This window comes from Mesorhizobium sp. HAY1-8B (assembly GCF_056868045.1).
The window spans coordinates 1,756,166-1,782,650 of the sequence record NZ_CP200321.1 but is presented as its reverse complement, the minus strand read 5'-3'; the positions used below and the strand labels follow the sequence as shown (position 1 = coordinate 1,782,650).

The following is a 26,485-nucleotide window of genomic DNA, read 5'->3' as shown; positions in this document are numbered from 1 at the left end:
GCGCAGAGGTCACCGGGCCAGCGCCGAAAGGAACGAAAGTGTCTGGTTTCGCGTCGCTTCGCCTGACCCTCAGCGCAGCATTTCTCGGCGCTCTCCTCTATTCCCCGCTCGCCGCGGCGCAGAGCGCGGCCGCACCAGCCCAGAGCGCCGTCACGCTCGGGCCGAGCGGCCTGCCATTGCCGCGATTCGTCAGCCTGAAATCCGGACGCGTCAACTCGCGCGTCGGCCCCGGCGCCAATTATTCGGTCGACTGGATGTATATGAAGGCAGGGCTGCCGATGGAGATCATCCAGGAGTTCGATACGTGGCGCCGCGTGCGCGATGCCGACGGTTCGGAAGGCTGGATCAACCAGTCGCTGCTGTCAGGCCGGCGCACCGCGATCATCGCGCCCTGGCAGCGCGGCAAGGGCGCCCAGATCAATCTTCTGCGCAGCCCCGACAAGGATGCCAGCGTGGTGGCGATCATCGAGCCGGGCGTCATGGGCACGATCAAGTCCTGCGACGGCCAATGGTGCGAAATGACGCTCGACGGCCATACTGGCTGGCTCGCCCAGGCGGCGGTCTGGGGCGCCTATCCCGGCGAGCGGGTCAAGGACTGAGGTCGTTCCGTTCGTGCCCGATACGGCCGAGATGGGATCCTGAAGGCCGGTTGACGGTTTCAGGCCATAGCCCAATGCGCGGTCGATGGCGATGTGGGCGATCCAGACGGCCGCACGACAGCCGATTCGAGCCGGATTGTCAGGTCGAGGGGTTTCGTCCCTTGCCGATTATTCCGACCTGGTCGATTGTTCTGGTCTTGCCGCTCATTCCTGGCGCTTGGGGCGCAATCTCACCACGATATCGACATTGGCGATTTCCATGCCCTCGGGCGGGTCCGGCAGGTTGGTGACCGTCACAGGGCCGCTGGCAATGTCGAAAATCCGGTTCTCGCCTTCGATGTAGAAATGGTGGTGGTCCGAGGTGTTGGTGTCGAAATAGGTCTTGGCGCCCTCGACGGCCAGGATTCGCAGCAGTCCCGCCTGGGTGAACTGGTGGAGCGCGTTGTACACCGTGGCCAGCGACACCGGCACGCCGGCGGCCAGCGCTTCCTCGTGCAACTCCTCGGCCGACAAATGGCGGTCGCCCTTGGCAAAAAGCAGGTCGGCCAGCGCAATACGCTGGCGCGTCGGCCTCAGGCCGGCTTCACGCACCCGCTTGTCCACAGCGACATTTTCCTTCCGGCAGCCCCGGTCCATCTGGTCTTCCAAGCTTGCAGTCCCGCTTCAAGACACGCCCAGAATGGCAAAAAAATGAACGTCTGCCGAAACCGGACCCCTGTTGACATATATTCTGTCGTCCGAATGCGATCAATAGCGCGCATTGACCCGGGCAGACTGGCGGGTTAAGCGCAAACGCCGGTTTCCGGCCTGAAACAGATTGTGTTAGGACACCGACGACAAGGGCGCGCTACCGCCCGGACGATATGGGGACGAGATTGATGGCGGGTAAATCCAGCTACGACTACGAAGAATTGCTGGCCTGCGCCCGCGGCGAACTGTTCGGTGAGGGCAATGCCCAGTTGCCCTACCCGCCCATGCTGATGTTCGACCGCATCACCGAAATCAGCGAGACGGGCGGCGCCTTCGACAAGGGCTTCATCCGCGCCGAGTTCGACATCAAGCCGGACCTGTGGTTCTTTGCCTGCCATTTCATCGGCAATCCGATCATGCCAGGATGTCTCGGCCTCGACGCCTTGTGGCAGTTGACCGGCTTCTATCTCGGCTGGCTCGGCGAACCCGGCAAGGGAATGGCGCTGTCGACCGGTGAGGTCAAGTTCAAGGGCATGGTCACCCCATCGGTCAAAAAGGTCGAGTATGGCGTGGATTTCAAGCGCGTGATGCGTGGCCGACTGGTACTCGGCATCGCCGATGGCTGGATGAAGGCGGATGGCGAGCCCATATATGCGGCTACCGACCTGAAGGTCGGTCTGTCCAAGCAGTCGGCGGTCGCTTGACCGCAATCCTGGCCGACCACTGGCCAGCATCCCTGGAAGGAGTTGCGAATGAGACGTGTCGTAGTCACAGGCCTCGGCATCGTGTCGTCGATCGGCAACAATGCCAACGAGGTGCAGACCTCGCTGCATGACGCCAGATCCGGCATCAGCTTTTCCGATTCCTTCGCCGAACATGGCTTCCGCTGCCAGGTCTGGGGCGCACCTACACTCGACCCGTCCGCCATGATCGATCGTCGCGCGATGCGCTTCCTGAGCCAAGGTGCGGCCTGGAACCACGTCGCCATGGATCAGGCGATCGCGGATGCCGCCTTGAGCGAAAGCGACGTCACCAACGAGCGCACCGGCATCGTCATGGGCTCGGGCGGCCCCTCCACCCGTACCATTGTCGAGGCGGCCGAAACCACGCTCAAGAACGGTAGCCCCAAGCGCATCGGCCCGTTCGCGGTGCCAAAGGCGATGTCGTCGACCGCGTCGGCGACGCTGGCCACATGGTTCAAGATCCACGGCGTCAACTATTCGATCTCATCGGCCTGCTCGACCTCGGCGCATTGCATCGGCAATGGCTACGAACTGATCCAGTGGGGCAAGCAGGATATCGTCTTTGCCGGCGGCCACGAGGATCTCGACTGGACCATGTCGGACCTGTTCGACGCCATGGGCGCCATGTCGTCGAAGTTCAACGACAAGGCATCGGCCGCATCCCGCGCGTATGACGTCAATCGCGACGGTTTCGTCATCGCGGGCGGCGCCGGCGTGCTGGTTCTGGAAGAACTGGAACATGCCAAGGCGCGCGGCGCCAAGATCTATGCCGAGATCGTCGGCTACGGCGCGACCTCGGACGGCTACGACATGGTCGCGCCTTCCGGCGAAGGCGCGGTCCGCTGCATGCGCCAGGCGCTGGCGACGGTTTCCACGCCAATCGATTACATCAACACCCACGGCACCTCGACGCCGGTGGGTGATTCCAAGGAAATGGGCGCCATCCGCGAGGTGTTCGGCGAGAAGATGCCGTTCATCACCTCGACGAAATCGCTGACCGGCCATTCGCTGGGCGCGGCTGGCGTGCAGGAATCCATCTATTCGATCCTGATGATGCAAGGCGGCTTTATCGGCGAGAGCGCCCATATCGAAACGCTCGACCCTGAATTCGAGGGCATGCCGATTGTGCGAAAGCGCATCGACAACGCCAAGATCGACACCGTCCTGTCAAATTCCTTCGGTTTCGGCGGCACCAACGCGACGCTCGTTTTCCAGCGCTATTCCGCATAAGGCTAGCGCTTTTCTAAAAGGATTGCCTGACATGGACGGATTGATGAAGGGCAAGCGCGGGCTTGTCATGGGTGTCGCCAACGATCATTCGATCGCCTGGGGCATCGCTCAGAAATTGTCCGAACATGGGGCGGAGCTCGCCTTCACCTACCAGGGCGAGGCCTTCGGCCGCCGGGTCAAGCCGCTCGCCGACAGGCTGGGCGCGTCGCTGGTCGTTCCCTGCGATGTCGAGGACAGCGCTTCGGTCACCGCCACGTTCGAGACGCTTGGCAATGCCTGGGGCGGGCTGGATTTCGTCGTCCATGCCATCGGCTTTTCCGACAAGAATGAGCTGAAGGGCCTTTACGCCGACACCAGCCGCGACAACTTCGTCCGCACCATGGTGATCTCCTGCTATTCCTTCACCGAAGTCGCCCGCAATGCCGCGCCATTGATGACGCAGGGCGGCTCGATGATCACGCTGACCTATGCCGGTTCGGTCCGCGTCATGCCGAACTACAATGTCATGGGCGTCGCCAAGGCCGGCCTCGAGGCCAGCGTGCGTTATCTCGCCAATGACTATGGTCCGCGCGGCATCCGGGTGAACGGCATCTCGGCGGGGCCGGTGCGCACGCTCGCCGGCGCCGGCATTTCGGACGCCCGCCACATGTTCTCCTACCAGCAGCGCAACTCGCCGCTGCGCCGTACCGTGACCATCGACGAGGTCGGCGGCTCGGCGCTTTATTTGCTGTCCGACCTGGCTTCCGGGGTCACCGGTGAAATCCACTATGTCGATTCCGGCTATCACATCGTATCGATGCCGACGCTCGATGAGTTGAAGCAGACGGATGGCTAACGAGTACTGGAACGGGTCAAGGCGACACGTTTCGGGCAACATGGATGGAGCCGTTTCGCAGGAATGGTCCTTTTCCAGTAAAGAAATAATCCTCTCCAGTAAAATTGGATGCATTCGCGGAAACTCATTTTAAGAGGATTTCCGCTATAGAGGCCCGCAATCTGGGGACCTTTGAATGCCTGCCGTCAGCAACCCGAAGCGAACACCGGTGTTCCGACTGCTCACGATAGCGAGTTCGGGGATTGGCAGTTTCGTCCTCGGCATCTGGGGTCTGAAGCACGGTCTCGGCGCTGAGTTTGCCGGCATATCGGTGGACATGATGGTCGCGATCATGGCTGCGCTTTGCGCGCTCGCGGCATCGGTGGCGGCAATGTCCTTCTTCGCCGGCGTCGATGAATCGGCGGATTTCGTTTTCAACGAAACCCATTTCGACAAGCTGACGGGACTTCTGGCGCGACCGGCGATGGTCGGCAAGATCGCCGAGGCGGCATGCGTGACAAGCCGGACCGGGGAACCGGTGTTCCTGATCGACATCGACATCGACCGGTTCAAGCAGGTCAACGATGCGATTGGCTATAGCCAGGGCGACGAGTTGATCCGCGCCTTCACCAAGCGGCTGCAAGACAGCGTGCCCGCACGCGCCCTGATCGGGCGCATCGGGGCCGGGGAGTTCGCAATATTGCTACCGGATCACCAGATCCAAGGGACGATGGAGGGCATGATCGAGCGGCTCATCGACGAGATGATGGAGCCCTATGAACTCAGCAGCCATCAGCAATCGGTGAGCCTGTCCGTGGGCATCGTGGCCATGCCCAAGGATGGCGTCGATCCGGTCCTTATCCTGCGCCGGTCCAACCTGGCGCTGCAGCATGCGCGCGCCAGCGGCGTCGGCAACTGGTCGGTATTCGACAGCGAGATGGGACGAGTCGCCGATTATCGCCAATGGGTGGAATCCGAGCTGCACACGGCTTTCGAACGTGGCGATTTCGACCTCCACTATCAGCCACAGCTCGACCTGCCGAGCGGCCGCATCGTCGGCTATGAAGCGTTGATCCGCTGGAACCATCCTGAACGAGGCATGATCCCGCCCATGGAGTTCATCCAGATCGCCGAGGAAACCGGAATGATCAACCCGATCGGCGAATGGGTCCTGCGCAAAGCCTGCAACGACGCCCGACATTTGCCAGACGACTGTTTCGTCGCGGTCAACATTTCGCCGGTCCAGTTCATGACCAAGGATTTCGTCGGCATCGTGCGCGACACGATGCGGGCCACCGGCATCAAACCGTCGCGGCTGGAGCTGGAGGTCACCGAGACGGCGATGATGCAGGATCGCGATCGCGCTGCCGCCATCCTGAAAGAGCTTGCCGAAATGGGCATCTCCGTTGCCGTCGATGATTTCGGCACCGGCTATTCGAACCTCAGCTATCTGATCGATTTCTCGTTCGGCAAGCTGAAGATCGACCGCTCCTTCGTCAGCCGCATCGATACCGATTCCAGCTCCGGCGCCGTCGTCTCGACCATTGTCGGGCTTTCGCGTGCGCTTGGCGTCAGCATCATTGCCGAAGGCGTCGAGACCGAGAGCCAGGCAACGCTGCTGCGGGCGGCCGGCTGCGAGGTGGTGCAAGGTTACCTGTTCGGCCGGCCGGCGCCACTCAAGATCAGCCTTGGTGGCGGGCAAGCCACGGAAGAGGTCCGACGCGTCGCCAATCTGCACTGAACGCGATACGCATCGTTTCAGCGACGCGCGACAAACACCTTGAACATGCCGTCGCGGGCAAGCTCGGCGTGGCTGGCAAAGGCGGCCGACAGCACCGGCTCGTATGGAAGCTGGCGGTTGGCGACCATGACCAGCCTGCCGCCGGGCTTGAGCGCCTTGGCTGCCGCGCGGATCATGCCGGCACCGATCTCCGGCTCCGCCGCACGGCTGCGATGAAAGGGCGGGTTCATGGCGATGACGTCATAGCGGCGCTCGACAGGCTCGGCGAGCAGATCCGTCCAAAAGAAGCCTTGCGCCACGGTGCTGCCGAGGTTTCCCTTGGCAGCCTCCAGGGCATCGAAATCCGCCTCGTAAAGGTCGAGCGCCGACAAGCCCGGCGAACGGGCAGCCATTTCAGCCGCCACATAGCCCCAGCCGGCGCAGAAATCGGCCGCATTGCCACGCAGATCGCCGGGCAAATTGTCGACCAGCAGTTTCGAACCCGCATCGACGCGATCGAAGGAAAACATGCCGGGTGCGGTGCGGAACCGGTCCTCGACCAGCAAGGTGGGGTTGGCGGCCCGAAACGCCGCGGCAGCTCGCATATCCGCCGGACGGCGCAGCCAGAAGGCAATGCCGTGATATTTCGGCATATGCCCGTCGAGGGACACGAACTCGTCGACGCGCTTGCGCAGGCTGGCAACCCCCTCGTCCTTGCCGCCGGCGATGATGACCAGTCCGCCCGGCACCACGCGCTCGAGAGCCTCGGCGATACGCAGTTCGTTCTGGCCGCGATGGCGGCCAGCGAGCACCAGGGCGGCATCAAAACCGTCACCCACCGGTTGCGGCGTGACCGTGAAACCCGCCGCCTGCAACGCGCGGAAATGCGGCCGGAAGCCCTGTACGAGATGCAGCGAGGCCTCGAAGCCAGGTGGTGAGCGCAGGCCGGGCTCGGCGCCGAGGAAGAGGATGCGCTCGCCCTTTCCCGGCAAGGCAATAGCCTCGGCCTCGAACGGATGGAAAAGCGTCTTCAGCGCTTCAGCGGGCATAGCCGTGTTCCCCATGGTCTTACGCAATTCCTGTGGGAAAGCACTACGCACTTTCCTGGAATTGCGCCAAACGAAAACGGGCGCGACATAAGCCGCGCCCGCTCCGATTGTCGGTCAGTTTGCTCAGGCTGCGTCTTCTTCGCCTTCGGCCTTCTTTTCGCGCACGATTTCCTTGCCGGTGGCCTGGTCGACAACCTTCATCGACAGGCGGACCTTGCCGCGCTCGTCGAAGCCCATCAGCTTGACCCAGACCTTATCGCCTTCCTTGACGACATCCGAGGTCTTGGCAACGCGGTCATTGGCGAGCTGCGAGATGTGGACGAGACCATCGCGGGGACCAAAGAAATTGACGAAAGCGCCGAAGTCGGCGGTCTTGACGACCGTGCCTTCGTAGATCTCGCCGACTTCCGGCTCGGCGACGATGGTGTGGATCCATTTCTTCGCCGCCTCGATCTCCTTGGCGTTGGAGGAAGCGATCTTCACCGTGCCGTCGTCCTCGATGTTGATCTTGGCGCCGGTCTTCTCGACGATCTCGCGGATGACCTTGCCGCCCGAGCCGATGACGTCGCGGATCTTGTCGGTCGGAATATGCATGACCTCGATGCGCGGCGCGAACTCGCCGAGTTCGGCGCGGGCGCCGGTCAGGGCATGCGCCATTTCGCCGAGGATATGCTGGCGGCCATCCTTGGCCTGGTCCAGCGCGATCTTCATGATCTCCTCGGTGATGCCCTCGATCTTGATGTCCATCTGCAGCGAGGTGATGCCGTTGGCGGTGCCGGCGACCTTGAAGTCCATGTCGCCGAGGTGATCTTCGTCACCCAGGATGTCGGACAGAACCGCGAAGCGCTCGCCTTCCTTGATCAGGCCCATGGCGATACCGGCAACGGGCTTGGCCAGCGGCACGCCGGCATCCATCAGCGCAAGCGAGGTGCCGCAGACGGTTGCCATCGACGACGAGCCGTTGGACTCGGTGATCTCCGAGACGACGCGCAGCGTGTAGGGGAACTGGTCAGCGCTCGGCAGCATCGGCCGGATGGCGCGCCAGGCGAGCTTGCCGTGGCCGATTTCGCGACGGCCCGGCGAACCCATGCGGCCGGTCTCGCCGACGGAATAGGGAGGGAAGTTGTAGTGAAGGAGGAACTTCTCCTTGTACATGCCGGTCAGCGAATCGACATACTGTTCGTCTTCGCCAGTGCCGAGCGTGGCAACGACCAGCGCCTGGGTCTCGCCGCGAGTGAACAGCGCCGAACCATGGGTGCGCGGCAGCACGCCGACTTCGGAAACGATCTTGCGGACCGTCTTCAGGTCGCGGCCATCGATGCGCGAGCCGGTGTCGAGGATGTTCCAGCGCACGACCTTGGCCTGGAGTTCCTTGAACACGGAACCGATCTGCTCGGAAGTGTATTTGGGCTCTTCGCCTTCGGCCGGAGCGAACGCGGCCTTGACCTTGGCCTTGACGGCGTCGACGGCGGCATAGCGCTTCTGCTTGTCGGTGATCTTGTAGGCTTCGCGAAGCTCGTCGCCGACGATGTTCAGCATTTCGCCTTCGAGCGCGGAATAGTCAGGCGCGGTGAAGTCCCGTGGCTCCTTGGCGGCAACTTCGGCCAGCTTGATGATGGCATCGATAACCGGCTGGAAGCCCTTGTGGCCGAACATGACAGCGCCGAGCATCAGCTCTTCGCCAAGTTCCTTGGCTTCCGACTCAACCATCAGCACGGCGTCGGCGGTGCCGGCGACAACGAGGTCGAGCTTGGATTCCTGCATCTCGTCGATGTGCGGGTTGAGAACGTACTCGCCGTTGATGTAGCCGACGCGCGCGCCGCCGACCGGACCCATGAAGGGAACGCCCGACAGGGTCAGCGCGGCCGAGGTGGCAACGATCGACAGGATGTCCGGATCGTTCTCGAGGTCATGCTGGACGACCGTGACGACGATCTGGGTATCGTTCTTGTAGCCGTCGGCGAAGAGCGGACGGATCGGGCGGTCGATGAGGCGCGAAACCAGCGTTTCCTTTTCGCTCGGACGGCCTTCACGCTTGAAATAGCCGCCCGGGATCTTGCCGGCGGCGTAGGTCTTTTCCTGGTAATTGACGGTCAGCGGAAAGAAATCCAGGCCGGGCTTGGGCTCCTTCATCGAAACGACGGTGGCCAGAACCTTGGTCTCGCCGTAGGTGGCAAGCACAGCGCCGTCAGCCTGGCGCGCGATCTTGCCGGTTTCGAGGATGAGCGGGCGACCGCCCCATTCGATTTCTACTTTGTGTTGATTGAACATGTCTTGTCCTTTGTATGAGGAAAGGCCGCGCCGTTTCAGCGTGCGCGGGTGCCCTTTCCTCTGCTTCCTTTCTCGGGCAGCCACGGGCAAGACAACGGGAGGCTCGGGTTTCATCGGCGCGGTGGCCTTACGAGCGTCCTGCAATCCTGCCCCATGACCGTCCATGGGTGGCTTCGAGTGGCCCTCTGCGCGCTCGAAGCCGGATATGGCCAATCGATCGACTGGCCTGCGCACAACCCCGAAACCCACGGCTTACGGAACGCGTCATGCGCAAATTCAACTTTTGGAGCGCCCGGCCGGCATCCGGAAGGGTGCGCGGCGCTCCAGTCCTGCATCCGAGATCGGGTTGGCCCGGGCTCGAATGCGCGACCGGCGGACTCCTTGAAGGAGCCCGCCGGTCAATTCGTCAACGGCGCAGACCGAGCTTCTCGATCAGTGTCTGATAGCGCGCGTCGTCCTTGCGCTTGAGATAATCAAGCAGGCTGCGGCGCTGGGACACGAGAGCGAGCAGACCACGGCGGGAATGGTTATCCTTCTTGTGGTCCTTGAAATGGTCGGTCAGGTTCTTGATGCGCTCGGAAAGGATGGCCACCTGGACTTCCGGAGAACCGGTATCGCCCTTGGCGGTAGCGAATTCACCCATCAATTCCTTCTTGCGCTCGGCAGTAATCGACATCGTGTTTTTCCTTATCTGTTTGAGGAAACGGGTCGCCCTCAGCCGGGATGTCGTCCAGCAGGGGCCGGTGCAAGCTAAGCGTCGTGGCGCTATGCTGCGGCGCATATAGTGCAATTCCCGGCAAAACACCAGCCCAATTCACCAAGCCGGCTTTTCAGCCCCAAATGGCAAGTTTCGGCGTAGTCAAAGCCATTTCTTCCATTTGAAGAACGCAATCAGGCTGACCGCGATAACAGCCATGAACAGGAGCGCCTCCGGGTAGCCGTAATAGGCCTTCAACTCCGGCATGTTCCACGGCGAGCTCTCGGGATCGAAATTCATGCCCCAGACACCGACCAGGAAGGTGAGAGGCATGAAGATGACCGAAACGATGGTGAGATAGCTGATCACGTCGTTGGTGCGCGCCTGGCTCAGCGACAGATGCATCTCGATCAGGCCGGTCAGCATGTCGCGCTGGGTCTCGACGAGTTCGATCAGCCTGAGCGAATGGTCGAGCGTGTCATTGAGGAAGACCTTGGTCTCGGCTCTGACATAGGGCACTTCGTTGCGGATCAGCGTCGCCAACGCATCGCGCATCGGCCACAGCACGCCCTTCAGCACATTGGCGTCGCGCCGCAATTCGTGCAGCTGCCGCATCTGATGCTTGTGCGGCGAATGCAGCATCTCATCCTCGATGCTGTCGACCAGATCCCCGGCCCCCTCGATCGGCGGAAAATAGCTGTCGACGATAGCGTCGATAAGCGCGTAGGCCAGATAGTCGGCGCCGCGGGTCCGCAACCGGTTGGGAGCCGAACTCTCGATGCGCTTGCGCACCGGGTCGAACGGATCGCCCTCGCGCTCCTGGAAGGTGACGACGAAGTTCTCGCCGACGAAGAGAGCGATCTGTTCGTAGCGATGCGAGGTGACATCGTCGATCATGCGCACGACGACGAAGGCATGATCCTCGAAGAAGTCGACCTTCGGCCGCTGGCCGGTGTTGACGACATCCTCCAGCGCCAGCGGATGCAGGCTGAAGATGCGGCCGATCTCCTCGATCAGCCCGATGTTGGCGAGGCCGGTGCAGTCGAGCCAGATCACCGGCCATTTCCGGCAATTGGCCTCGACGTCGGCGATGCTGGCATTGTCGATGGTCTTGAACTTCTGCGGCGAGATCAAGGTCAGCCGCAATTCGGAACGCCGCGCCGCCGGATCGGCGATCAGCGTACCCGGCGAGGCACCGACCGGCGGCCGCCTTGTCTTCACCGGCGCCCGCTTTTTCACCGCCTCGGCTTTTGCCATGTGCCCCTTGAGCGTAGAGTCGACGTGAAGTTAGAACCTTGTTCTCGCAATTTCGAACAGAAAACCGTTTCACACTTTCCTGGAATTGCGTCAGCCGTCAGCCGGCAAAGACCCGCTTGGGCTTGAACATGCCCTGTTCGATCGCGCCGATGGCGACCAGCTTGCCGCGCGCCGTGGCGCAGGCCTCTTCGGCCTCCACCGGCGCATCGCGGCCGCGAATGATGACGGGATTGCCGAGACGGATCTTGGTCGCCGCGTCATCGCTGATGGCGATCTGCGGCAAGCAGTCGAGAGCGGCCGATGTGTCGACAAGAAGCGCATCGATGGCATCGAAGTCGACGGGGATCTCTGTCGGCTCGGCGCCATCGGCGGGCTCCGGTTTGTCCTCACCTTGCACTCCGAAGCGAGCCGCCTCGAGCTCGGCGATGGTGACGAAATCCTCTTGCGTGAACGGCTCAACCTCGACCCGGCGCAGGTCGGAAATATGGCCGAAGCAGCCGAGGTCGCGGCCCATGTCACGAGCCAGCGAGCGCACATAGGTGCCCTTGCCGCATTCGACCTCGAAAACCGTGTGATCAGTGTGGTGCTCGATGATGTCCAAACGACCGATTTCGATCTCGCGCGGGGGAATATCGACCGTCTCGCCTTCGCGGGCAAGGTCATAGGCGCGTTCGCCTGATATCTTGATGGCCGAGAATTGCGGCGGCGTCTGCATGATGACACCGGTGTATTTCGTCAGCAACGCCTTCACCTCGGCTTCCGCCGGACGCAGGTCGGAGCTCTTCGTCACCGGCCCTTCGAGATCGTCGGTGGAGCGCTCATCGCCCCAGGCGACCGTGAAGCGATAGATCTTGGCGCCGTCCTGCACGTAAGGCACGGTCTTGGTGGCTTCGCCGAGCGCGATCGGCAGCATGCCGGAAGCCAGCGGATCGAGCGTGCCGGCATGGCCGGCCTTCTCTGCCTGGAACAGCCACTTGATCTTGGAGACAGCCTCGGTCGAGCCCATGCCGACCGGCTTGTCGAGCACCACCCAGCCGGAGACCGGCCGGCCCTTCTTCTTGCCGCGGCGCGCCATTATTCGCTGTCCTTGTCGTCTTTGGCCTTGATGTCTTTGTCCCTGTCGTCATCGTTTTGGCCTTCGGCACCCAGATCCCGCGCCACCTCGGGCGACTTCAGGAGATCGTTGATCCTGGCGAAATTGTCGAAGGAGGTGTCGAGCTTGAAGCGGAACTCCGGCATGAACTTCATCTGCCGCAGGGCGCCCGAGACACGGCCACGGACGAATTTCGCATGCTTGTTCAGCGCCTCGACTACCGCATCGGTATCCTTGGCACCGAGTGGCGAAACGAACGCGGTAGCGACCCTCAGATCGGTGGACATACGCACTTCCGACACCGAAATGACGGTGTTCTCGATCAGCGGATCGATGATCTCGCCGCGCTGCAGGGTTTCGGACAGGGCATGGCGCACCTGTTCGCCGACGCGCAGCATGCGCTGGGATGGGCCGGATGTGGTGGAACGGGGCATTTTTCTCAATCCTGAAAGCGTGAGGCGCGGAGTAGGACCGTGCCGCATGTCTCAAATGGGTCATTCTCAAAAGGCTTTGGGCGGCGGTCTTTCGACCACCGCCCGGCACCGCAAGTCACGCGAACTCAGAGCGTCCGGGTCACCATCTCGACGCGGAAGCACTCGATGATGTCGCCAACGCGCATGTCCTCGTAGTTCTGGAAGGCCATGCCGCACTCCTGGCCGCCGGGGACTTCCGAAACCTCGTCCTTGAAGCGCTTCAGCGTCTTCAGCGTGCCTTCGTGGATGACGACGTTGTCGCGGATCAGGCGTACGCCCGCGCCGCGCTCGACCTTGCCTTCGGTGACACGGCAACCGGCGATCTTGCCGACCTTGGTGATGTCGAAGATTTCGAGGATCTCGGCATTGCCGATGAAGGTCTCGCGACGCTCCGGCGACAGCAGGCCCGACAGAGCCGCCTTCACATCATCCACGAGGTTATAGATGATCGAGTAGTAGCGGATCTCGATGCCCGCGGCCGCGGCCGCGGCGCGCGCCTGCACGTTGGCGCGAACGTTGAAGCCGATGATCGCAGCACCCGAAGTCTCCGCCAGCGAGACGTCGCTTTCGGTGATGGCGCCGGCGCCGGCATGGACGATGCGCGCACGCACCTCGTCGGTGCCGAGCTTGTCCAGTGCGGCGTTGATCGCCTCGATCGAACCCTGAACGTCGCCCTTGATGACCAGCGGGAATTCCTTCAGCCCGCTCGTCTGCAGCTGCGACATCATCTGTTCGAGCGAGCCACGCTGGCCGGCATGCCTGGCCACCGCCTTCTCGCGCGCCAAACGCTGGCGATACTCGGTGATCTCGCGGGCGCGGGCCTCGTTGTTGACGACCGCGAAGCGATCGCCAGCCTGTGGCGTGCCCTGAAGGCCGAGCACCTCGACCGGCATAGCCGGCGGCGCTTCCTTGATCTGTTCGCCGCGATCGTTGACCAGAGCGCGCACCCGGCCCCATTCGTTGCCGGCGACGAGGATATCGCCCGGCATCAAGGTTCCGGTCTGCACCAGCACGGTGGCGACGGGACCACGGCCCTTGTCAAGCTGCGCCTCGATGACGACGCCCTCGGCGGTACGGTCCGGATTGGCCTTCAGGTCGAGGATTTCGGCCTGCAGCAGGATCGCCTCGAGCAGCTTGTCGAGATTGGTGCCCTTGGTCGCCGACACTTCGACGTCCAGCACTTCACCACCCATGGATTCGACGAAGACCTCATGGCGCAGCAGTTCCGAGCGCACCTTCTGCGGATCGGCGTCATGCTTGTCGATCTTGTTGATCGCCACGATGATCGGAACGCCGGCCGCCTTGGCATGGCTGATCGATTCGATCGTCTGCGGCATCACGCTGTCGTCGGCCGCCACCACCAGGATGGCAATGTCGGTGGCCTGGGCGCCGCGGGCACGCATCGCCGTGAAGGCGGCGTGGCCGGGCGTGTCGATGAAGGTGATCTTCTGACCATTCTTCTCGACCTGATAGGCACCGATATGCTGGGTGATGCCGCCGGCCTCGCCGGAGACGACATTGGCATTGCGGATCGCATCGAGCAGCGACGTCTTGCCGTGGTCGACGTGGCCCATGATGGTCACCACAGGCGGACGCGACACGAGGTCTTCCGGACGATCGGCGATGTTGAACAGGCCTTCCTCGATGTCGGACTCGGCGACGCGGCGGACCGTGTGGCCGAATTCGGTGGCGACCAGCTCGGCCGTATCGGCGTCGATGACGTCCCCCGGCTTCAGGATCTGGCCCTGCTTCATGAAGAACTTGACCACATCGACCGCACGTTCGGACATGCGCTGCGCCAGTTCCTGGATGGTGATGGTCTCGGGCAGGATCACTTCGCGCATGACTTTCTCGCGCGGCTCATTGTGCATCGCGCGCTTGAACTTCTCCTGGCGGCGACGCATCGACGACAGCGAACGGGCCCGCGCATCCTCGTCGGAAAGCGCGGAATTCAGTGTCAGCTTGCCACGGCGACGATCTTCCTCGCCCTTGGTCGGCTTGGCCGGACGCGCCACTTCGGGCGTGACCAGGCGACGTACCGGCGCACCGGCGCCGGTCCGCTTCGGCTTGACCTCTTCCTCTTCGTCGACGGTTGCCAGTTCCGCGGCCTGCGGCGCGCGGCGGCGTGCCTCTTCCTCGGCGCGACGGCGCGATTCGGCCTCGGTCTGCAACCGTGCCTCTTCCTCGGCCTGGCGGCGCGCGGATTCCTCGCGTTCCCGCTTGCGGCGCTCGTCGTCCTCGGCGCGGCGCTTGGCTTCCTCGGCGGCGCGCTGACGGTCTTCGACCTCGCGGACCTTGGACCCTTCAAGCGCCCTGCGGCGGGCTTCCATTTCACTGCGCGACAATTCGTTCAGCACCATGCCGCTGCGCTCGACCGGAGCTGGCGGCGGAGGCGGAGGCGGTGCCTTGGGCGCTTCCTGCACGACAGGCGCTGCCGCGACCGGCGGCTTCGGCGCGAAGACAGGCACAGGGGCAGCGGCAACCGGCTCCGGCTTGTCGCCGGGCAGGGAGAATTTGCGCTTCTTGGTCTCGACCACGACCGACTTGGTACGGCCGTGCGAGAAGTTCTGGCGCACGGTGCCCTGTTCCATGCCGGGGCGCTTCAGCGTCAAGGTCTTCTTGGGTGTAACACTCAACGTCTTGTCGTCGCCCGATTTCGTATCGCTCATTCCATATCCTCTGCGGCCTCATCTTCGTCAGCAACGGCCGCAAGCATTGCCAGATCGTCCGGGGTACCGCCCCGATACCGGTCGAGCGCAACCATGCGCTTCTGGACCGCCTTACCCGCGTCTCCCGCGAGGACGGCAGCATGTATCACATTTGTACCCCCCAATGCCAAGCTCAACTCGGCCTCGGAGAAAAGTTTGTAGGCAAGGATGGAGGGGCCGCCGATATGGACGGTCGCTCGCCGCGCCTGGCTGATCTTGCGTACGCCATCGTCGGACGCCTCGGTCGCGTGGAGTACGAAAAGCGCCAGCCCGCCGCGCACGGCACTCTCGACCTTGGTAGCACCGAGAGCGATCGCGCCTGCCTTGCGGGCGAGACCCAGCATGCCCAGCGCGGATCTGGAGAGCAGTCCGTCGACCATGCCGCCAAGATCCGGCGGCACAACCACCTGTGCCTTGAAGGCGCGGGCAAAAAGGTTCTTGGCCGCCGCCTTGTCGATATGTAGGCGGTCGGCGCTCACCCAGCAACCACGGCCGGGCAGATTTCTCTTGAGATCGGGAACGACGGCCGAATCCGGGCCGACGACGAACCGGATCAGATCATCCGGTTCGGCCTGCTTGCGGGTGACGATGCAGGTGCGATCGTTCATCTCGTCCTGGGGCGGGTTCTGTGCGATGCGGTTTCACCTCACGCACCAACGGCTTCGTCAGCCGATGCTTCTTCGGCCGCAAGCTCGTCTTCGGTGATCCAGCCGGCCTTGAGGCGGGCATTGAGCACCATCTGCTCGGCATCGGCGCGCGAAACGCCGTGATTGGCCAGCACGCCCGGATAGACTTTTGTCTCGCCGTCCTTGCGTTCCTTCCAGCCGGTCAGGTCGTCAGCGGCATAGCCGGCGAAATCCTCGATCGTCTTCACGCCGTCCTCGCCGAGCGTCACCATCATGGCGGTGGTGATGCCGGGGATTTCGCGCAGTTCGTCCGAGACACCCAGCGCCTTGCGCTTCTCGTCATGCTCGGCCTCGATCTTCTCGAGATATTCGCGAGCACGGGTCTGGATTTCGGAAGCGGTGTCGTCGTCGAAGCCGTCGATCGAGGCGATCTCGCCGGCGTCGACATAGGCGACTTCCTCGACGCTGGTGAAGCCTTCGGAGGCCAGCACCTGGCCGACCATCTCGTCGACATCGAGGGCTTCCATGAACAGCGCCGAGCGCTCGACGAATTCCTTCTGGCGGCGCTCGGACTCCTCGGCCTCGGTCAGGATATCGATATCCCAGCCGGTGAGCTGCGAGGCGAGACGCACGTTCTGGCCGCGGCGGCCGATGGCCAGCGACAGCTGATCGTCGGGAACCACCACTTCGATGCGCTCGGCGTCCTCGTCGAGCACAACCTTGGCGACTTCCGCCGGCTGCAGCGCATTGACGATGAAGGAGGCGGCCGAGGGCGACCACGGAATGATGTCGATCTTCTCGCCCTGCAGTTCGCCGACGACGGCCTGGACACGGCTGCCGCGCATGCCGACGCAGGCGCCGACCGGATCGATCGAGCTGTCACGCGAGATGACGGCGATCTTGGCGCGCGAGCCCGGATCGCGGGCAACCGACTTGATCTCGATGATGCCGTCATAGATTTCCGGCACTTCCATGGTGAAGAGCTTGGCCATGAACTGCGGATGCGTGCGCGACAGGAAGATCTGCGGACCGCGCTGCTCGCGGCGCACATCGTAGACATAGGCGCGGACGCGGTCGCCATACTTGTAGTTTTCGCGCGGGATCAGCTCGTCGCGGCGGATGATGGCCTCGCCACGACCGAGATCGACGATGACGTTACCATACTCGACGCGCTTGACGGTGCCGTTGACGATCTCGCCGATGCGGTCCTTGTATTCGTCGTACTGACGGTCGCGCTCGGCCTCGCGCACCTTCTGCACGATGACCTGCTTGGCCGACTGGGCGGCGATGCGGCCGAAATCCATCGGCGGCAGCTGTTCGGCGATGAAATCGCCGAGCTGGGCGTCGGGATTGCGCTCACGGGCCGAGGAAATGGCGATCTGCGTGGCATAGTCGTCGACCTTTTCGACCACTTCCATCAGCCGCTGCAGCTTCATCTCGCCGGTGTTCGGGTTGATGTCGGCGCGGATGTTGGTCTCCTGGCCATAACGCGAACGCGCCGCCTTCTGGATCGCATCGGCCATGGCGGCGATAACGATCGACTTGTCGATCGACTTTTCACGCGCGACCGCGTCGGCAATCTGGAGCAGTTCAAGTCTGTTGGCGCTTACAACCATGTTTTTTCTCCCGAGCCTGTTTGCCGGACCTTCTCGCCCGGCAGCTCAATCAACTTTCCTGTTCGTGTTCTTCCGTAGCGTCCGCTTCCGCACCCTCTGGCACGTCGTCGTCCGGCTCGCCGCGTCGTTTCTTGGCTTCCTTGCGCGCCCTGTTGTCCTTCGACAACGCGTCGCGGATGAGGTCGTCGGTCAGGACCAGGCGTGCCTCGGCGATCGTGTCGTAAGGCACACGCACCGTCGGCTCCTCGCCATAGGCCGCCTTGTCGCGCTCGATCAGCACGTCATTTTCGCCGGCCTCGGCAATCTTGCCCTTGAAACGCTTGCGATCGGCGACGACGACCGATGTCTCCATCTTCACCAGATGGCCGGTCCACGCCGTGAAATCCGACTTGCGGACCAGCGGCCGGTCGATGCCGGGAGAGGAAACTTCGAGATGGTATGCTTTCTCGATCGGATCATCGACATCGAGCGCCGGCGACACCGCGCGGCTGACCTCTTCGCAATCCTCGACGGTCATGGTGCCGTCCTCGCGCTCGGCCATGATCTGCAGCGTCAGCCCGTTCTGGCCGGACAGACGCACACGCACCAGACGAAAGCCGATGCCGCGCAGCACCGGCTGAATGATCAGCGCGATGCGCGCATCGATGCCGCTTTCGCGGATGATGCGGTCGTCACCTTCGCTTGCCGTCGCAGTCATCAATTACCTGTCGTTCGTTTCAAACCTATCGGCAGGTAATAAAAAGAGCGGGACCGGGTGGACCCACTCTTCGTCATACCGACCAAGAATTTGAGGCTGATATAAACGAACACTGCCTGTGTTTCAAGCCCGCCGTGGCAAACCGACGAGGTGTCACGCCGCCGCGCCAGCGTTGCGTCAGACGCATGGCCTCCATGCAGCCGCACCTCTGTGAGCCTTGATGCCGCATCCCCATCTATAGTGCATCGCACAAATTCAGAGAGATTTCGCAGACGCGAAAGGGCACGACCATGAGCAACCGTAAGATTTTTTCCGCCATAGGCGATCTATTCACGACGTTCGGCAGCGCGGTGGCCGCATCGCGCGCCGTGGAAGCCGGCCGCAAGCCGCGCGCTGACGACCTGCGCAAGCTTGGCATGGATCCGGCTGTCTTCAACCGGATCGGTCGTTTCTGAAAATCCGGCGGGAGGCGCCGTGACACTTATTTCCTGATAAAAGTCAGATAGGCCGGTGGGCGGCCCTCGCGAATGGCCTTCGCCTCGTAACGCGTGCCTGGCCAACCATCGTAAGGGCGATGCCAATCCGCCGCTTCCGTAGCCTGCCATGCGAAGGCGCCATGCGCCCGGCAATGAAGCAAGGTCCAGTTGACATACGTATCGATGTCTGACGCGAAGCGGAATTTTGAACCCGGCTTCAGCACATGGGCGAAACGGTCAAGATTGACCGGGCTGACGAAACGCCGCTTCCAATGCTTCTTCTTCGGCCAGGGATCGGGATAGAGAAGGTCTATGCCGTCGAGCGAGGCCGGGGGCAACCAGTCAAGCAGGCGGGTGGCATCATCGTCGTAAACCCTGAGATTGGCCAGCGGCCTCGCCCGCACCGCCATCATCATCTTGGCCATGCCGTTGACGAACGGCTCCACACCGATGAAGCCGACCGTCGGCGTCTCGATTGCGCGATGCAGAAGATGCTCGCCGCCGCCAAAGCCGATTTCGAGCCGAACCGCCGAAATATCAGCCGCAAACAGAGTGCGCAGATCCGACGGCGCTTTGGCCGTCAGATCGAGCCGGTAGGCGCCTAGCCCGCTTTCCAGGGCCGCCGCCTGCTGCGGGCGAACGGGCTTGCCGCGTCGACGACCGAAGAAGGCTTCGGTCGTACGGCTTGGCCTGTTTTCAGGGCTCATCTGGTTGGCGCGAGGTCTGTCGCGGCTCAGGCCGCGACAGCATCCTTGAGCGCCTTGGCGAGATCGGTCTTCTCCCAGGAGAAAGACCCGTCACGGCCGGCCTTGCGGCCGAAATGACCGTAGGACGACGTCTTGGCGTAGATCGGCTTGTTGAGGTCGAGATGCCGGCGGATGCCGGATGGTGACAGGTCCATCACGCTGCGCAGCGCTTCCTCGAGCTTTGCCTCGTCGACCTTGCCGGTACCGTGCAGGTCGACGTAGACCGACAGCGGCTGGGCGACACCGATGGCGTAGGAAAGCTGGATGGTGCAGCGGTCGGCAAGCTTCGCCGCCACGACATTCTTGGCCAGGTAGCGCGCCGCATAGGCGGCCGAACGGTCGACCTTGGTGGTATCCTTGCCGGAGAACGCGCCGCCGCCATGCGGTGCCGCGCCGCCATAGGTGTCGACGATGATCTTGCGGCCGGTGAGGCCGGCATCACCGTCCGGGCCGCCGATGACGAACTTGCCGGTCGGGTTGATGTACCACATGCAATCGTCGGCAATCTTGAGATCACCAAGCGCCTCGCGGATATAGGGTTCGACGACCTTGCGGACTTTCTTGGAATCCCAGGTCGCATCGAGATGCTGTGTCGACAGCACGATCTGCGTTGCCTCGGCGGCCTTGCCGTCGATGTAGCGGACGGTGACCTGGCTCTTGGCGTCCGGTCCGAGCTTGCCGGCCTCGCCGTTGTTTTCGTGACGGGCGGCGGCCAGCAATTCGAGGATCTTGTGGCTGTAGTAGATCGGCGCCGGCATCAGGTCCGGTGTCTCGCGGCAGGCATAGCCGAACATGATGCCCTGGTCGCCGGCACCTTCCTCGCCCTGGCGGTCGGCGGCGTTGTCGACGCCCTGGCCGATATCCGGCGACTGGCCGTGCAGGAGAACCTCGATCTTGGCTGTCTTCCAGTGGAAGCCGGCCTGCTCGTAGCCGATCTCGCGGATCGCCTTGCGGGCGACGGATTTGAACTTCGCCGGATTCACGACCGGGTGACCGGCCGCGTCCTTGAGGATATTGCCTGCCTTGTCCTTCTTCAGCAGCGTCTCGGGGACGCGCACTTCGCCGGCGATGACGACACGGTTGGTGGTCGCCAGCGTCTCGCAGGCGACACGCACTTTCCATGGGTCCATGCCGGTCTTCTTGGCCTCACGGTAAACCAGATCGACAATTTCGTCGGAGATCCGGTCACAGACTTTGTCGGGATGGCCCTCGGCAACGGACTCCGAGGTAAAGAAGTAATTCTGCCGCGTCACGGGTGTCCCCTCTTGAAAAACGATCGGCAGGCTGCCGATTTTGGCGCGCCACGTGTTAGCGGGGCAAAGCGCCGCTCGTCAAGCGTTGCCGCCATTCTGGCACGACTGTCGATGTCAATATCTTGTGCCACCGGCGGCGAATGCCGCCGGTGGCAGGCGCATTGAGCGTCAGTCGAGGTCGTCCGCGGCGAGCGACTTCACCAGATCGATGATCCTGCGGCGTACCTTGACGTCGGCGATCTTGACGAAGGCCCGGTTGAGTTGAAGGCCTTCGGGACTGCCGCAGAATTCCACGGCGAAAGCCATCGACGCATCCTCGGCAAAGCCACGATTGGCCGTGGGCTCCTGGCCCGGCGCATCCTCGAAAAAGAAGGCGACGGGCACGCCGAGTATGGAGGCAATCGCCTGCAGGCGGCTGGCGCCGACGCGGTTGGTGCCCTTTTCATATTTCTGGATCTGTTGAAATGTGATGCCGAGATTCTCGCCCAGCTTCTCCTGGCTCATTCCGAGCATGTTGCGCCGAAGCCGGACGCGACTTCCAACGTGGATGTCGATGGGATTCGGTTTTTTCTTGTTTTCTTCTGTCATATTTTCCTCGCCGAATTTTTTCGGCTTTGTGATTTTTTTCCACCCAAACAAAGCCGGGGCGACTGCCCCAACAGAACGATCCACCGGCTTTGAGAATTTTTCAGGCAGTACAGTATGAGTTTCTAATGTGTCGACTGTCAATTCACCCGTAGCCTTTGCCTTACGTTCAGCAGCACCCCCACCACCGCAAACAGCAACATGATCAGCATTCCGTTAATGCGCCGCTGGCCCGAGGAAACGACCGTCTGTCCGGAAATCGGCACCTTCACATCGATGGCGCCGCGCGCGTCGATCGCCAGCGCATCGACGATGCGTCCGTGTGGATCGACGACGGCCGAAATGCCGTTGTTGGCAGCACGCAGCAAGGGCAATCCATTCTCCACCGCGCGAATCTGGGCTTGTCTGAAATGCTGATAAGGTCCTGGCGTGTCCCCAAACCAGGCATCATTGGTAACGTTCACAATAAGCTGCGCTGACGTAGCGTCAACCGCCACAAGATCCGGAAAGATCACCTCATAACAAATAAATGGCAGGGCTCGGATGCCGCCAGGCAGCGTGATGGCGTGCCGCTCGTTGCCGGCTGCGAACGTCACCGGCCCAGCAACAAGCTGTGCGATGCCGAAACGGTTGAGCAGGTCGGCGAAAGGCAGGTATTCGCCGAACGGCACCAGATGGACCTTATCGACGGCATCGGTGATTTCGCCCTTGTCGTCGATCGCCACCACGGAATTGTAATAACGGCTGTCGGCGGCCGCGGAGCCGCCTTCCTCGCGAACGACGCCGGCGATCAGCATCTGGCCATCGGCCAGCATGTCGCCCAGCGCCGTCAGCGCATCCGGACGCTCGGTGAAGAGGAATGGCACCGAGGTTTCCGGCCAAAGAATGAGTTGCGGCTTACCGTGACCGGGGTCCGGCGCCTTGGCGGACAGGCCCAGCAAGGTAGCGAAGATGCGATCGCGCACCGAGGCGTCCCATTTTTCCGACAGGTCGACGGCAGGCTGGACGATGCGGACATCAAGGCTGCGCTGCGCCGGCTTTTCAGGAGCGGCAAGCCTGACATAGCCGAACCCGACATGGGCCGCTGCAAGCAGGATGAATAGCGCCGCGCCCAGGCGAAGATGCCGGCGCGCCGCCAGCAGCGCGGGCAGCGAAAAAAGGAACACGGCAAGCGCATTCATACCGATCATGCCGGTCACCGAGACGCTCTGCATCAAGAGAGGCACGGGCATTGCCGCGTAACCGATCGCATTCCAGGGAAAACCGGTGAACAGGAAGCCGCGCAGCCACTCCGTCAGCCCGAAGCCGAAGGCCAAGGCGGCAATGCGGCCGATATCGCTGCTCCACAGCAGGCGGGCAACCATCGTTGCGAAGCCATAGAAAAAGGCGAGCGCGAAGGGAATACCGACCACGGCGAAGGGAAGCGCCCAGGCAAAATCATCGGCCTCGACCAGCAGCGCCGAGCCGATCCACCAGAGACCGGCGAGGAAATAGCCGAAACCGAACCACCAGCCGACGGCGAAGGCCGGCCGCAGGCGCCGGAACAGGCTGCCGGAGGCTTCGCCGGTCGCGCCATCAAGCAGCCAGACCAGCACCGGAAACGAAATGAAGCAGGCTGCGAAGAAATCATAGGGCGCCTGCCCAAGCACCGTCAGCGCTCCGGCAAGAAAGGCCACGAGCGCGCGCCGCCAACCCCAAAGCAGAATTATCCGGCCGGCAAGGCGCTCCATGCATACTTCCGAGTCGCGCGAATCAGGACGCAAGATTTATCAGGCCGCGGCCTGCGCTCCAAACGGCCGATCGGCCGGGATGCCTCGACCGCCGCTCTAAAACGCGCCGCGTCGAAACGGATTCATGCGACACGCTTCAGGTCTTTGTTCTTTATGCATGTCGTTCTGCCAAAACCGAGGTCACTTCTGGGCGACGCCCACTAACGGTGCCAGCCGTCGATGCGCAGGCCACTCAGCCGCTCGGCCTCTTCGCGGGAAACGGAACGGATGGGCTGAGTGAAGGTCCAGACATGACCCTCGGGATCGCGCGCTCGATACTGGCGTTCGCCGTAGAACTGATCCGCCGGCTCCTGGATTATTTCGGCGCCGCTCGCGCGCGCCTGCTCGCAATGCGCATCCAGCGCGCCCACGAGCCTCACATAGACCGACTGCGTGTTCTTGCCCGACACCGAAGCAGGACTCGCGACATAATCGCTCCATTCGGAATCGACGATGATGTAGCAATCGCCGAACCGCATCTCGGAGTGGACGAGCTTTCCCGCGGCATCGGTCACCACCATGCTGGGCTCAAAGCCAAAAGCCGCTTCGAGCCATGCCAGCGCTGCGCGAGGATCCCTGTAGAAAACGCCGGAACCCAGACTTGCGTGCCTGAACGGGTCGTCGATCGTCATCGAGAGCCGAACCGTTCAGGCTTGTTCGGTGCGCGCCGTAGCCCGCCGGCGGCGCTCGCCCTTCTGGCTCTGCACGATGCGCACGCGCTTGACGCGGCGCGGATCTGCATCGAGCACATGGAACTCGAAGCCCGGAATGGCCTGTACCACTTCGCCACGCGTCGGCACGCGACCAAGCGTGTTGAAGATCATGCCGCCAATGGTGTCGACATACTCGCCGTGCTCGCCTGCGGCGAAGTCCTCGCCGATCATCTTGGCGACGTCGTCGATCTCGGCCTTGCCGTCGACGATGAACACGCCGTCCCCGGCCTGGGTGATCATCGGCTCATCATCGTCATGCTCGTCCTCGATGTCGCCGACGACCATCTCGACAATATCCTCGAGCGACACAAGTCCGTCGGTGCCGCCATATTCGTCGATGACCAGCGCCATCTGCGTGCGCGTCGTCTGCATGCGGCCCATCAGGTCGGAAGCAAGCATCGATGGTGGCACGAACAGAACCTGGCGGATCAGATTGAGCTCGCCGATGGTGCGTGCGAGGTCGACCTGAGCGAGATCCAGTTGCGTGGCGGCGGGGGTCTTTCTGGTCGTGCGGCCCTTCTTGACGCGCGCGAGCTTGGTGATGTGGGCCAGCACGTCGCGGATATGGACCATGCCGCGCGGATCGTCGAGCGTCTCGGAATAAACCGGCATGCGGGAATGGCCGGACTGCTCGAAGGTGCCCAAGAGGTCGCCGAGCGTTGTGGCGATCTCGACCGCCTCGATGTCGGCGCGCGGCACCATGACGTCCTCGACGCGCACCTCGCGCAGCCGCAGGATGTTGTTGAGCATGGCGCGCTCGCCAGGCGAGAAGGATTCGACGTCGCTAGCCGTCTCGGCCAGCGCGCCGGCGATTTCCTCACGCAGGCTGGTGCCGTTGCGTTGCCTGAACAGGCCCAAAACGCGGTCGAACAGGGAGGGGCCGGCAGGCGAAGACTCGCTGGCAACGCTGCCGGTGTTGGCAGCACCAGTGGTAACGGTACTCGGACTTGATCCCTCTTCCGACGTATCGGAAGCCTTGGGCGCACTGCCGGCGTCGGGGCGGGCGGCAGTCTCTGGTTTGTCGTTCATCGTCGTCCGGTCAATTGTCAGATGTAGTTACGCGTAGGGATCGGGAATGGCAAGCCTTGCAAGGGCTGCGCGTTCGATGGCTTCCATAGCCTCGGCCTCGGCGTCGGTCTCGTGATCATAGCCCAGCAAATGCAGCAGGCCATGGATGACGAGATGGGTGATATGGTTCTCCAGGGGCTTGTCTTCCAGTGCCGCCTCGCGCGTCACTGTCTCGGCGGCAAGCACGATATCGCCCAGCATCGGCGGCAGTGGGCCGCCGGGCACGGGCGGAAAAGCCGGGAAAGACAGGACGTTGGTGGGTTTGTCCTTGCCGCGCCAGCCGGCATTGAGCGTACGGATATGGGCGTCGTCGGAAAAAACGACGCTGAGCTCGGAACGACCGGCCACGCCGGTCTCGGCGAAAGCAGCATCAACCGCCCGATCGACCAGCCGCGTCAGGCTTGCCTCATCGGGCCAGTCGCCCGCTTCGACCGATATATCGATGTCGACGGGCACCGAAGGGCTCCCGTCGCCGGATAAATTGTCCTCAGGCATGAAGCCGCATCGCTGAAATCAATTCTCCGCGCCGAGGCCCCGCGCCAGTTTGGCATCGCGGTCATAGGCCCTGACGATCTCCGCCACCAGCGGATGGCGAACGACGTCGACATCGTTGAAGCGCACGGTTACCGCGCCGGCCACGCCGTCGAGGACACGCAAGGCCTCGACCAAGCCCGATTTGGTGCTCGGAGGAAGGTCGATCTGGGTCGGATCGCCGGTGACAATCATGCGCGAGTTCTCGCCAAGACGCGTCAGGAACATCTTCATCTGCATCGGCGTGGTGTTCTGCGCCTCGTCGAGGATAACAGCGGCATGCGCCAAGGTACGGCCGCGCATGAAGGCAAGAGGTGCGATTTCGATGACTTCAGCGGCAATGGCGCGCTCGACCTTGTCGGCCGGCATCATGTCGTAAAGCGCATCGTAGAGCGGCCGCAGATAAGGATCGACCTTCTCCTTCATGTCGCCGGGCAGGAAGCCCAGCCGCTCGCCAGCCTCGACGGCCGGCCGCGACAGAATGATGCGCTCGACCATGCCGCGCTCGAGCAGCATCGCCGCATGCGCCACCGCCAGATAGGTCTTGCCGGTGCCGGCCGGACCGATGCCGAATACCAGTTCGGAGCGCTCGAGCGCCCGCATATAGGCGTCCTGGTTCAACGAGCGGGCATAGATGGTCTTCTTGCGGGTGGCGATCTGGGCGGCGGAGACCTTGCCCTTGCGCTCCAGCGTCGGCAGCGTCAGCTGATCGTCGGCGGCGACCGCCATGCGCACGGCGCCGTCGACATCGGACTGGCCGATATCGACGCCTTTCTGCAGAATCCCGTAGAGATTGTCCAAGGCGCGGCGTGCCTGCTCGGCGGCCGAAGCTGACCCCTTGATGGTCAGCTGGTTGCCGCGCGAGCGGATATCGACGCCGAGCTTCTGCTCGAGCCGGGCGAGGTTCTCGTCGAACTGACCGTAAAGGGCGCTGGCAAGCTTGTTGTTGTCGAAAGTCAGAACGATGTGCGCCATGTCAGAAGCCCCAGATGCCGGTACCGGGGGCAGGTTCTTCAGCTCTGCTGCGCTCAACCGTCTCTCCTCATCTGCCGAGGTCTGTG

At 62.8% G+C, this 26,485-nt stretch carries 25 protein-coding genes; 6 read left to right on the top strand and 19 right to left on the bottom strand.

Going from position 1 to position 26,485, the window contains the following annotated elements; genetic code table 11:
* Window positions 1-38 precede the first annotated feature (38 nt).
* The gene (locus tag AC1VON_RS08675; RefSeq protein WP_172347054.1) at window positions 39-599 is read left to right on the top strand and encodes an SH3 domain-containing protein; all 561 of its coding nucleotides are present in this window, start codon (window positions 39-41) and stop codon (window positions 597-599) included.
* A 204-nt stretch (window positions 600-803) separates the two neighbouring features.
* On the opposite strand, the gene irrA is transcribed toward AC1VON_RS08675, so the two are convergent.
* Window positions 804-1,235: an iron response transcriptional regulator IrrA gene (gene irrA / locus AC1VON_RS08670; RefSeq protein WP_172347055.1), complete on the bottom strand. Its 432-nt coding sequence runs from the start codon at window positions 1,233-1,235 to the stop codon at window positions 804-806.
* A 242-nt stretch (window positions 1,236-1,477) separates the two neighbouring features.
* Between irrA and fabA the strand changes: the two genes are divergently transcribed.
* The 4 genes from fabA to AC1VON_RS08650 all read left to right on the top strand — a co-directional run bounded on the left by fabA (window position 1,478) and on the right by AC1VON_RS08650 (window position 5,817).
* A complete protein-coding gene (fabA, locus tag AC1VON_RS08665; RefSeq protein WP_010913332.1) occupies window positions 1,478-1,993 on the top strand; it encodes a 3-hydroxyacyl-[acyl-carrier-protein] dehydratase FabA in 516 nt (171 codons plus the stop codon).
* Window positions 1,994-2,041: 48 nt separating this feature from the next.
* Window positions 2,042-3,262: a beta-ketoacyl-ACP synthase I gene (gene fabB / locus AC1VON_RS08660; RefSeq protein WP_172347057.1), complete on the top strand. Its 1,221-nt coding sequence runs from the start codon at window positions 2,042-2,044 to the stop codon at window positions 3,260-3,262.
* Between the two features lie 31 nt (window positions 3,263-3,293).
* Window positions 3,294-4,097 (top strand): enoyl-ACP reductase FabI, encoded by an 804-nt coding sequence (gene fabI, locus AC1VON_RS08655; protein WP_056569944.1) that lies wholly within the window; start codon window positions 3,294-3,296, stop codon window positions 4,095-4,097.
* 175 nt (window positions 4,098-4,272) lie between these two features.
* A complete protein-coding gene (locus AC1VON_RS08650; protein ID WP_172347058.1) occupies window positions 4,273-5,817 on the top strand; it encodes a putative bifunctional diguanylate cyclase/phosphodiesterase in 1,545 nt (514 codons plus the stop codon).
* A 17-nt stretch (window positions 5,818-5,834) separates the two neighbouring features.
* Here the strand turns inward: AC1VON_RS08650 and AC1VON_RS08645 are convergent, their stop codons facing one another.
* The 10 genes from AC1VON_RS08645 to rimP all read right to left on the bottom strand — a co-directional run bounded on the left by AC1VON_RS08645 (window position 5,835) and on the right by rimP (window position 18,283).
* On the bottom strand, window positions 5,835-6,845 hold the full coding sequence (locus AC1VON_RS08645) for a class I SAM-dependent methyltransferase (protein ID WP_172347059.1): 1,011 nt from the start codon (window positions 6,843-6,845) through the stop codon (window positions 5,835-5,837).
* A 123-nt stretch (window positions 6,846-6,968) separates the two neighbouring features.
* Window positions 6,969-9,116 (bottom strand): polyribonucleotide nucleotidyltransferase, encoded by a 2,148-nt coding sequence (gene pnp, locus AC1VON_RS08640; RefSeq protein WP_172347060.1) that lies wholly within the window; start codon window positions 9,114-9,116, stop codon window positions 6,969-6,971.
* Between the two features lie 406 nt (window positions 9,117-9,522).
* Window positions 9,523-9,897 (bottom strand): 30S ribosomal protein S15, encoded by a 375-nt coding sequence (gene rpsO, locus AC1VON_RS08635; RefSeq protein WP_483121531.1) that lies wholly within the window; start codon window positions 9,895-9,897, stop codon window positions 9,523-9,525.
* A 78-nt stretch (window positions 9,898-9,975) separates the two neighbouring features.
* Window positions 9,976-11,070, bottom strand: a complete 1,095-nt coding sequence (gene corA, locus AC1VON_RS08630) for a magnesium/cobalt transporter CorA (RefSeq protein ID WP_483121530.1) — start codon at window positions 11,068-11,070, stop codon at window positions 9,976-9,978.
* A gap of 97 nt (window positions 11,071-11,167) precedes the next feature.
* Complete coding sequence (gene truB, locus AC1VON_RS08625; protein WP_483121528.1) at window positions 11,168-12,145, bottom strand: tRNA pseudouridine(55) synthase TruB; 978 nt, start codon at window positions 12,143-12,145, stop codon at window positions 11,168-11,170.
* Window positions 12,145-12,597, bottom strand: a complete 453-nt coding sequence (gene rbfA / locus AC1VON_RS08620; RefSeq protein ID WP_483121527.1) for a 30S ribosome-binding factor RbfA — start codon at window positions 12,595-12,597, stop codon at window positions 12,145-12,147. The genes truB and rbfA overlap by 1 nt, the downstream gene beginning before the upstream one ends.
* A 125-nt stretch (window positions 12,598-12,722) precedes the next feature.
* Window positions 12,723-15,305: a translation initiation factor IF-2 gene (gene infB / locus AC1VON_RS08615; protein WP_483121525.1), complete on the bottom strand. Its 2,583-nt coding sequence runs from the start codon at window positions 15,303-15,305 to the stop codon at window positions 12,723-12,725.
* Window positions 15,302-15,952 (bottom strand): RNA-binding protein, encoded by a 651-nt coding sequence (locus AC1VON_RS08610; protein WP_172347065.1) that lies wholly within the window; start codon window positions 15,950-15,952, stop codon window positions 15,302-15,304. Before AC1VON_RS08610 ends, infB begins: the two co-directional genes overlap by 4 nt.
* A 38-nt stretch (window positions 15,953-15,990) precedes the next feature.
* A complete protein-coding gene (gene nusA, locus AC1VON_RS08605; protein ID WP_172347066.1) occupies window positions 15,991-17,586 on the bottom strand; it encodes a transcription termination factor NusA in 1,596 nt (531 codons plus the stop codon).
* A gap of 49 nt (window positions 17,587-17,635) precedes the next feature.
* Complete coding sequence (rimP, locus tag AC1VON_RS08600) at window positions 17,636-18,283, bottom strand: ribosome maturation factor RimP (protein WP_483121523.1); 648 nt, start codon at window positions 18,281-18,283, stop codon at window positions 17,636-17,638.
* A gap of 290 nt (window positions 18,284-18,573) precedes the next feature.
* Here rimP and AC1VON_RS08595 point away from each other — a divergent pair, with 290 nt between their 5' ends.
* Window positions 18,574-18,738, top strand: a complete 165-nt coding sequence (locus tag AC1VON_RS08595; RefSeq protein ID WP_140775498.1) for a hypothetical protein — start codon at window positions 18,574-18,576, stop codon at window positions 18,736-18,738.
* Window positions 18,739-18,764: 26 nt separating this feature from the next.
* On the opposite strand, the gene trmB is transcribed toward AC1VON_RS08595, so the two are convergent.
* The 8 genes from trmB to AC1VON_RS08555 all read right to left on the bottom strand — a co-directional run bounded on the left by trmB (window position 18,765) and on the right by AC1VON_RS08555 (window position 26,399).
* Window positions 18,765-19,466 (bottom strand): tRNA (guanine(46)-N(7))-methyltransferase TrmB, encoded by a 702-nt coding sequence (gene trmB, locus AC1VON_RS08590; RefSeq protein ID WP_483121521.1) that lies wholly within the window; start codon window positions 19,464-19,466, stop codon window positions 18,765-18,767.
* Between the two features lie 26 nt (window positions 19,467-19,492).
* Window positions 19,493-20,758 (bottom strand): methionine adenosyltransferase, encoded by a 1,266-nt coding sequence (metK, locus tag AC1VON_RS08585; protein ID WP_140775500.1) that lies wholly within the window; start codon window positions 20,756-20,758, stop codon window positions 19,493-19,495.
* Window positions 20,759-20,926: 168 nt separating this feature from the next.
* Entirely contained in the window at window positions 20,927-21,346 is a 420-nt protein-coding gene (locus AC1VON_RS08580; RefSeq protein ID WP_172352762.1) for a helix-turn-helix domain-containing protein, read from the bottom strand.
* Between the two features lie 137 nt (window positions 21,347-21,483).
* Entirely contained in the window at window positions 21,484-23,073 is a 1,590-nt protein-coding gene (gene lnt, locus AC1VON_RS08575) for an apolipoprotein N-acyltransferase (RefSeq protein ID WP_483121519.1), read from the bottom strand.
* Window positions 23,074-23,273: 200 nt separating this feature from the next.
* On the bottom strand, window positions 23,274-23,744 hold the full coding sequence (locus tag AC1VON_RS08570; protein WP_483121517.1) for a VOC family protein: 471 nt from the start codon (window positions 23,742-23,744) through the stop codon (window positions 23,274-23,276).
* 15 nt (window positions 23,745-23,759) lie between these two features.
* Entirely contained in the window at window positions 23,760-24,854 is a 1,095-nt protein-coding gene (locus AC1VON_RS08565) for a hemolysin family protein (RefSeq protein WP_483121515.1), read from the bottom strand.
* Window positions 24,855-24,881: 27 nt separating this feature from the next.
* Window positions 24,882-25,388, bottom strand: a complete 507-nt coding sequence (ybeY, locus tag AC1VON_RS08560; protein ID WP_483121513.1) for an rRNA maturation RNase YbeY — start codon at window positions 25,386-25,388, stop codon at window positions 24,882-24,884.
* 18 nt (window positions 25,389-25,406) lie between these two features.
* On the bottom strand, window positions 25,407-26,399 hold the full coding sequence (locus AC1VON_RS08555) for a PhoH family protein (protein ID WP_019863063.1): 993 nt from the start codon (window positions 26,397-26,399) through the stop codon (window positions 25,407-25,409).
* Window positions 26,400-26,485 lie beyond the last annotated feature (86 nt).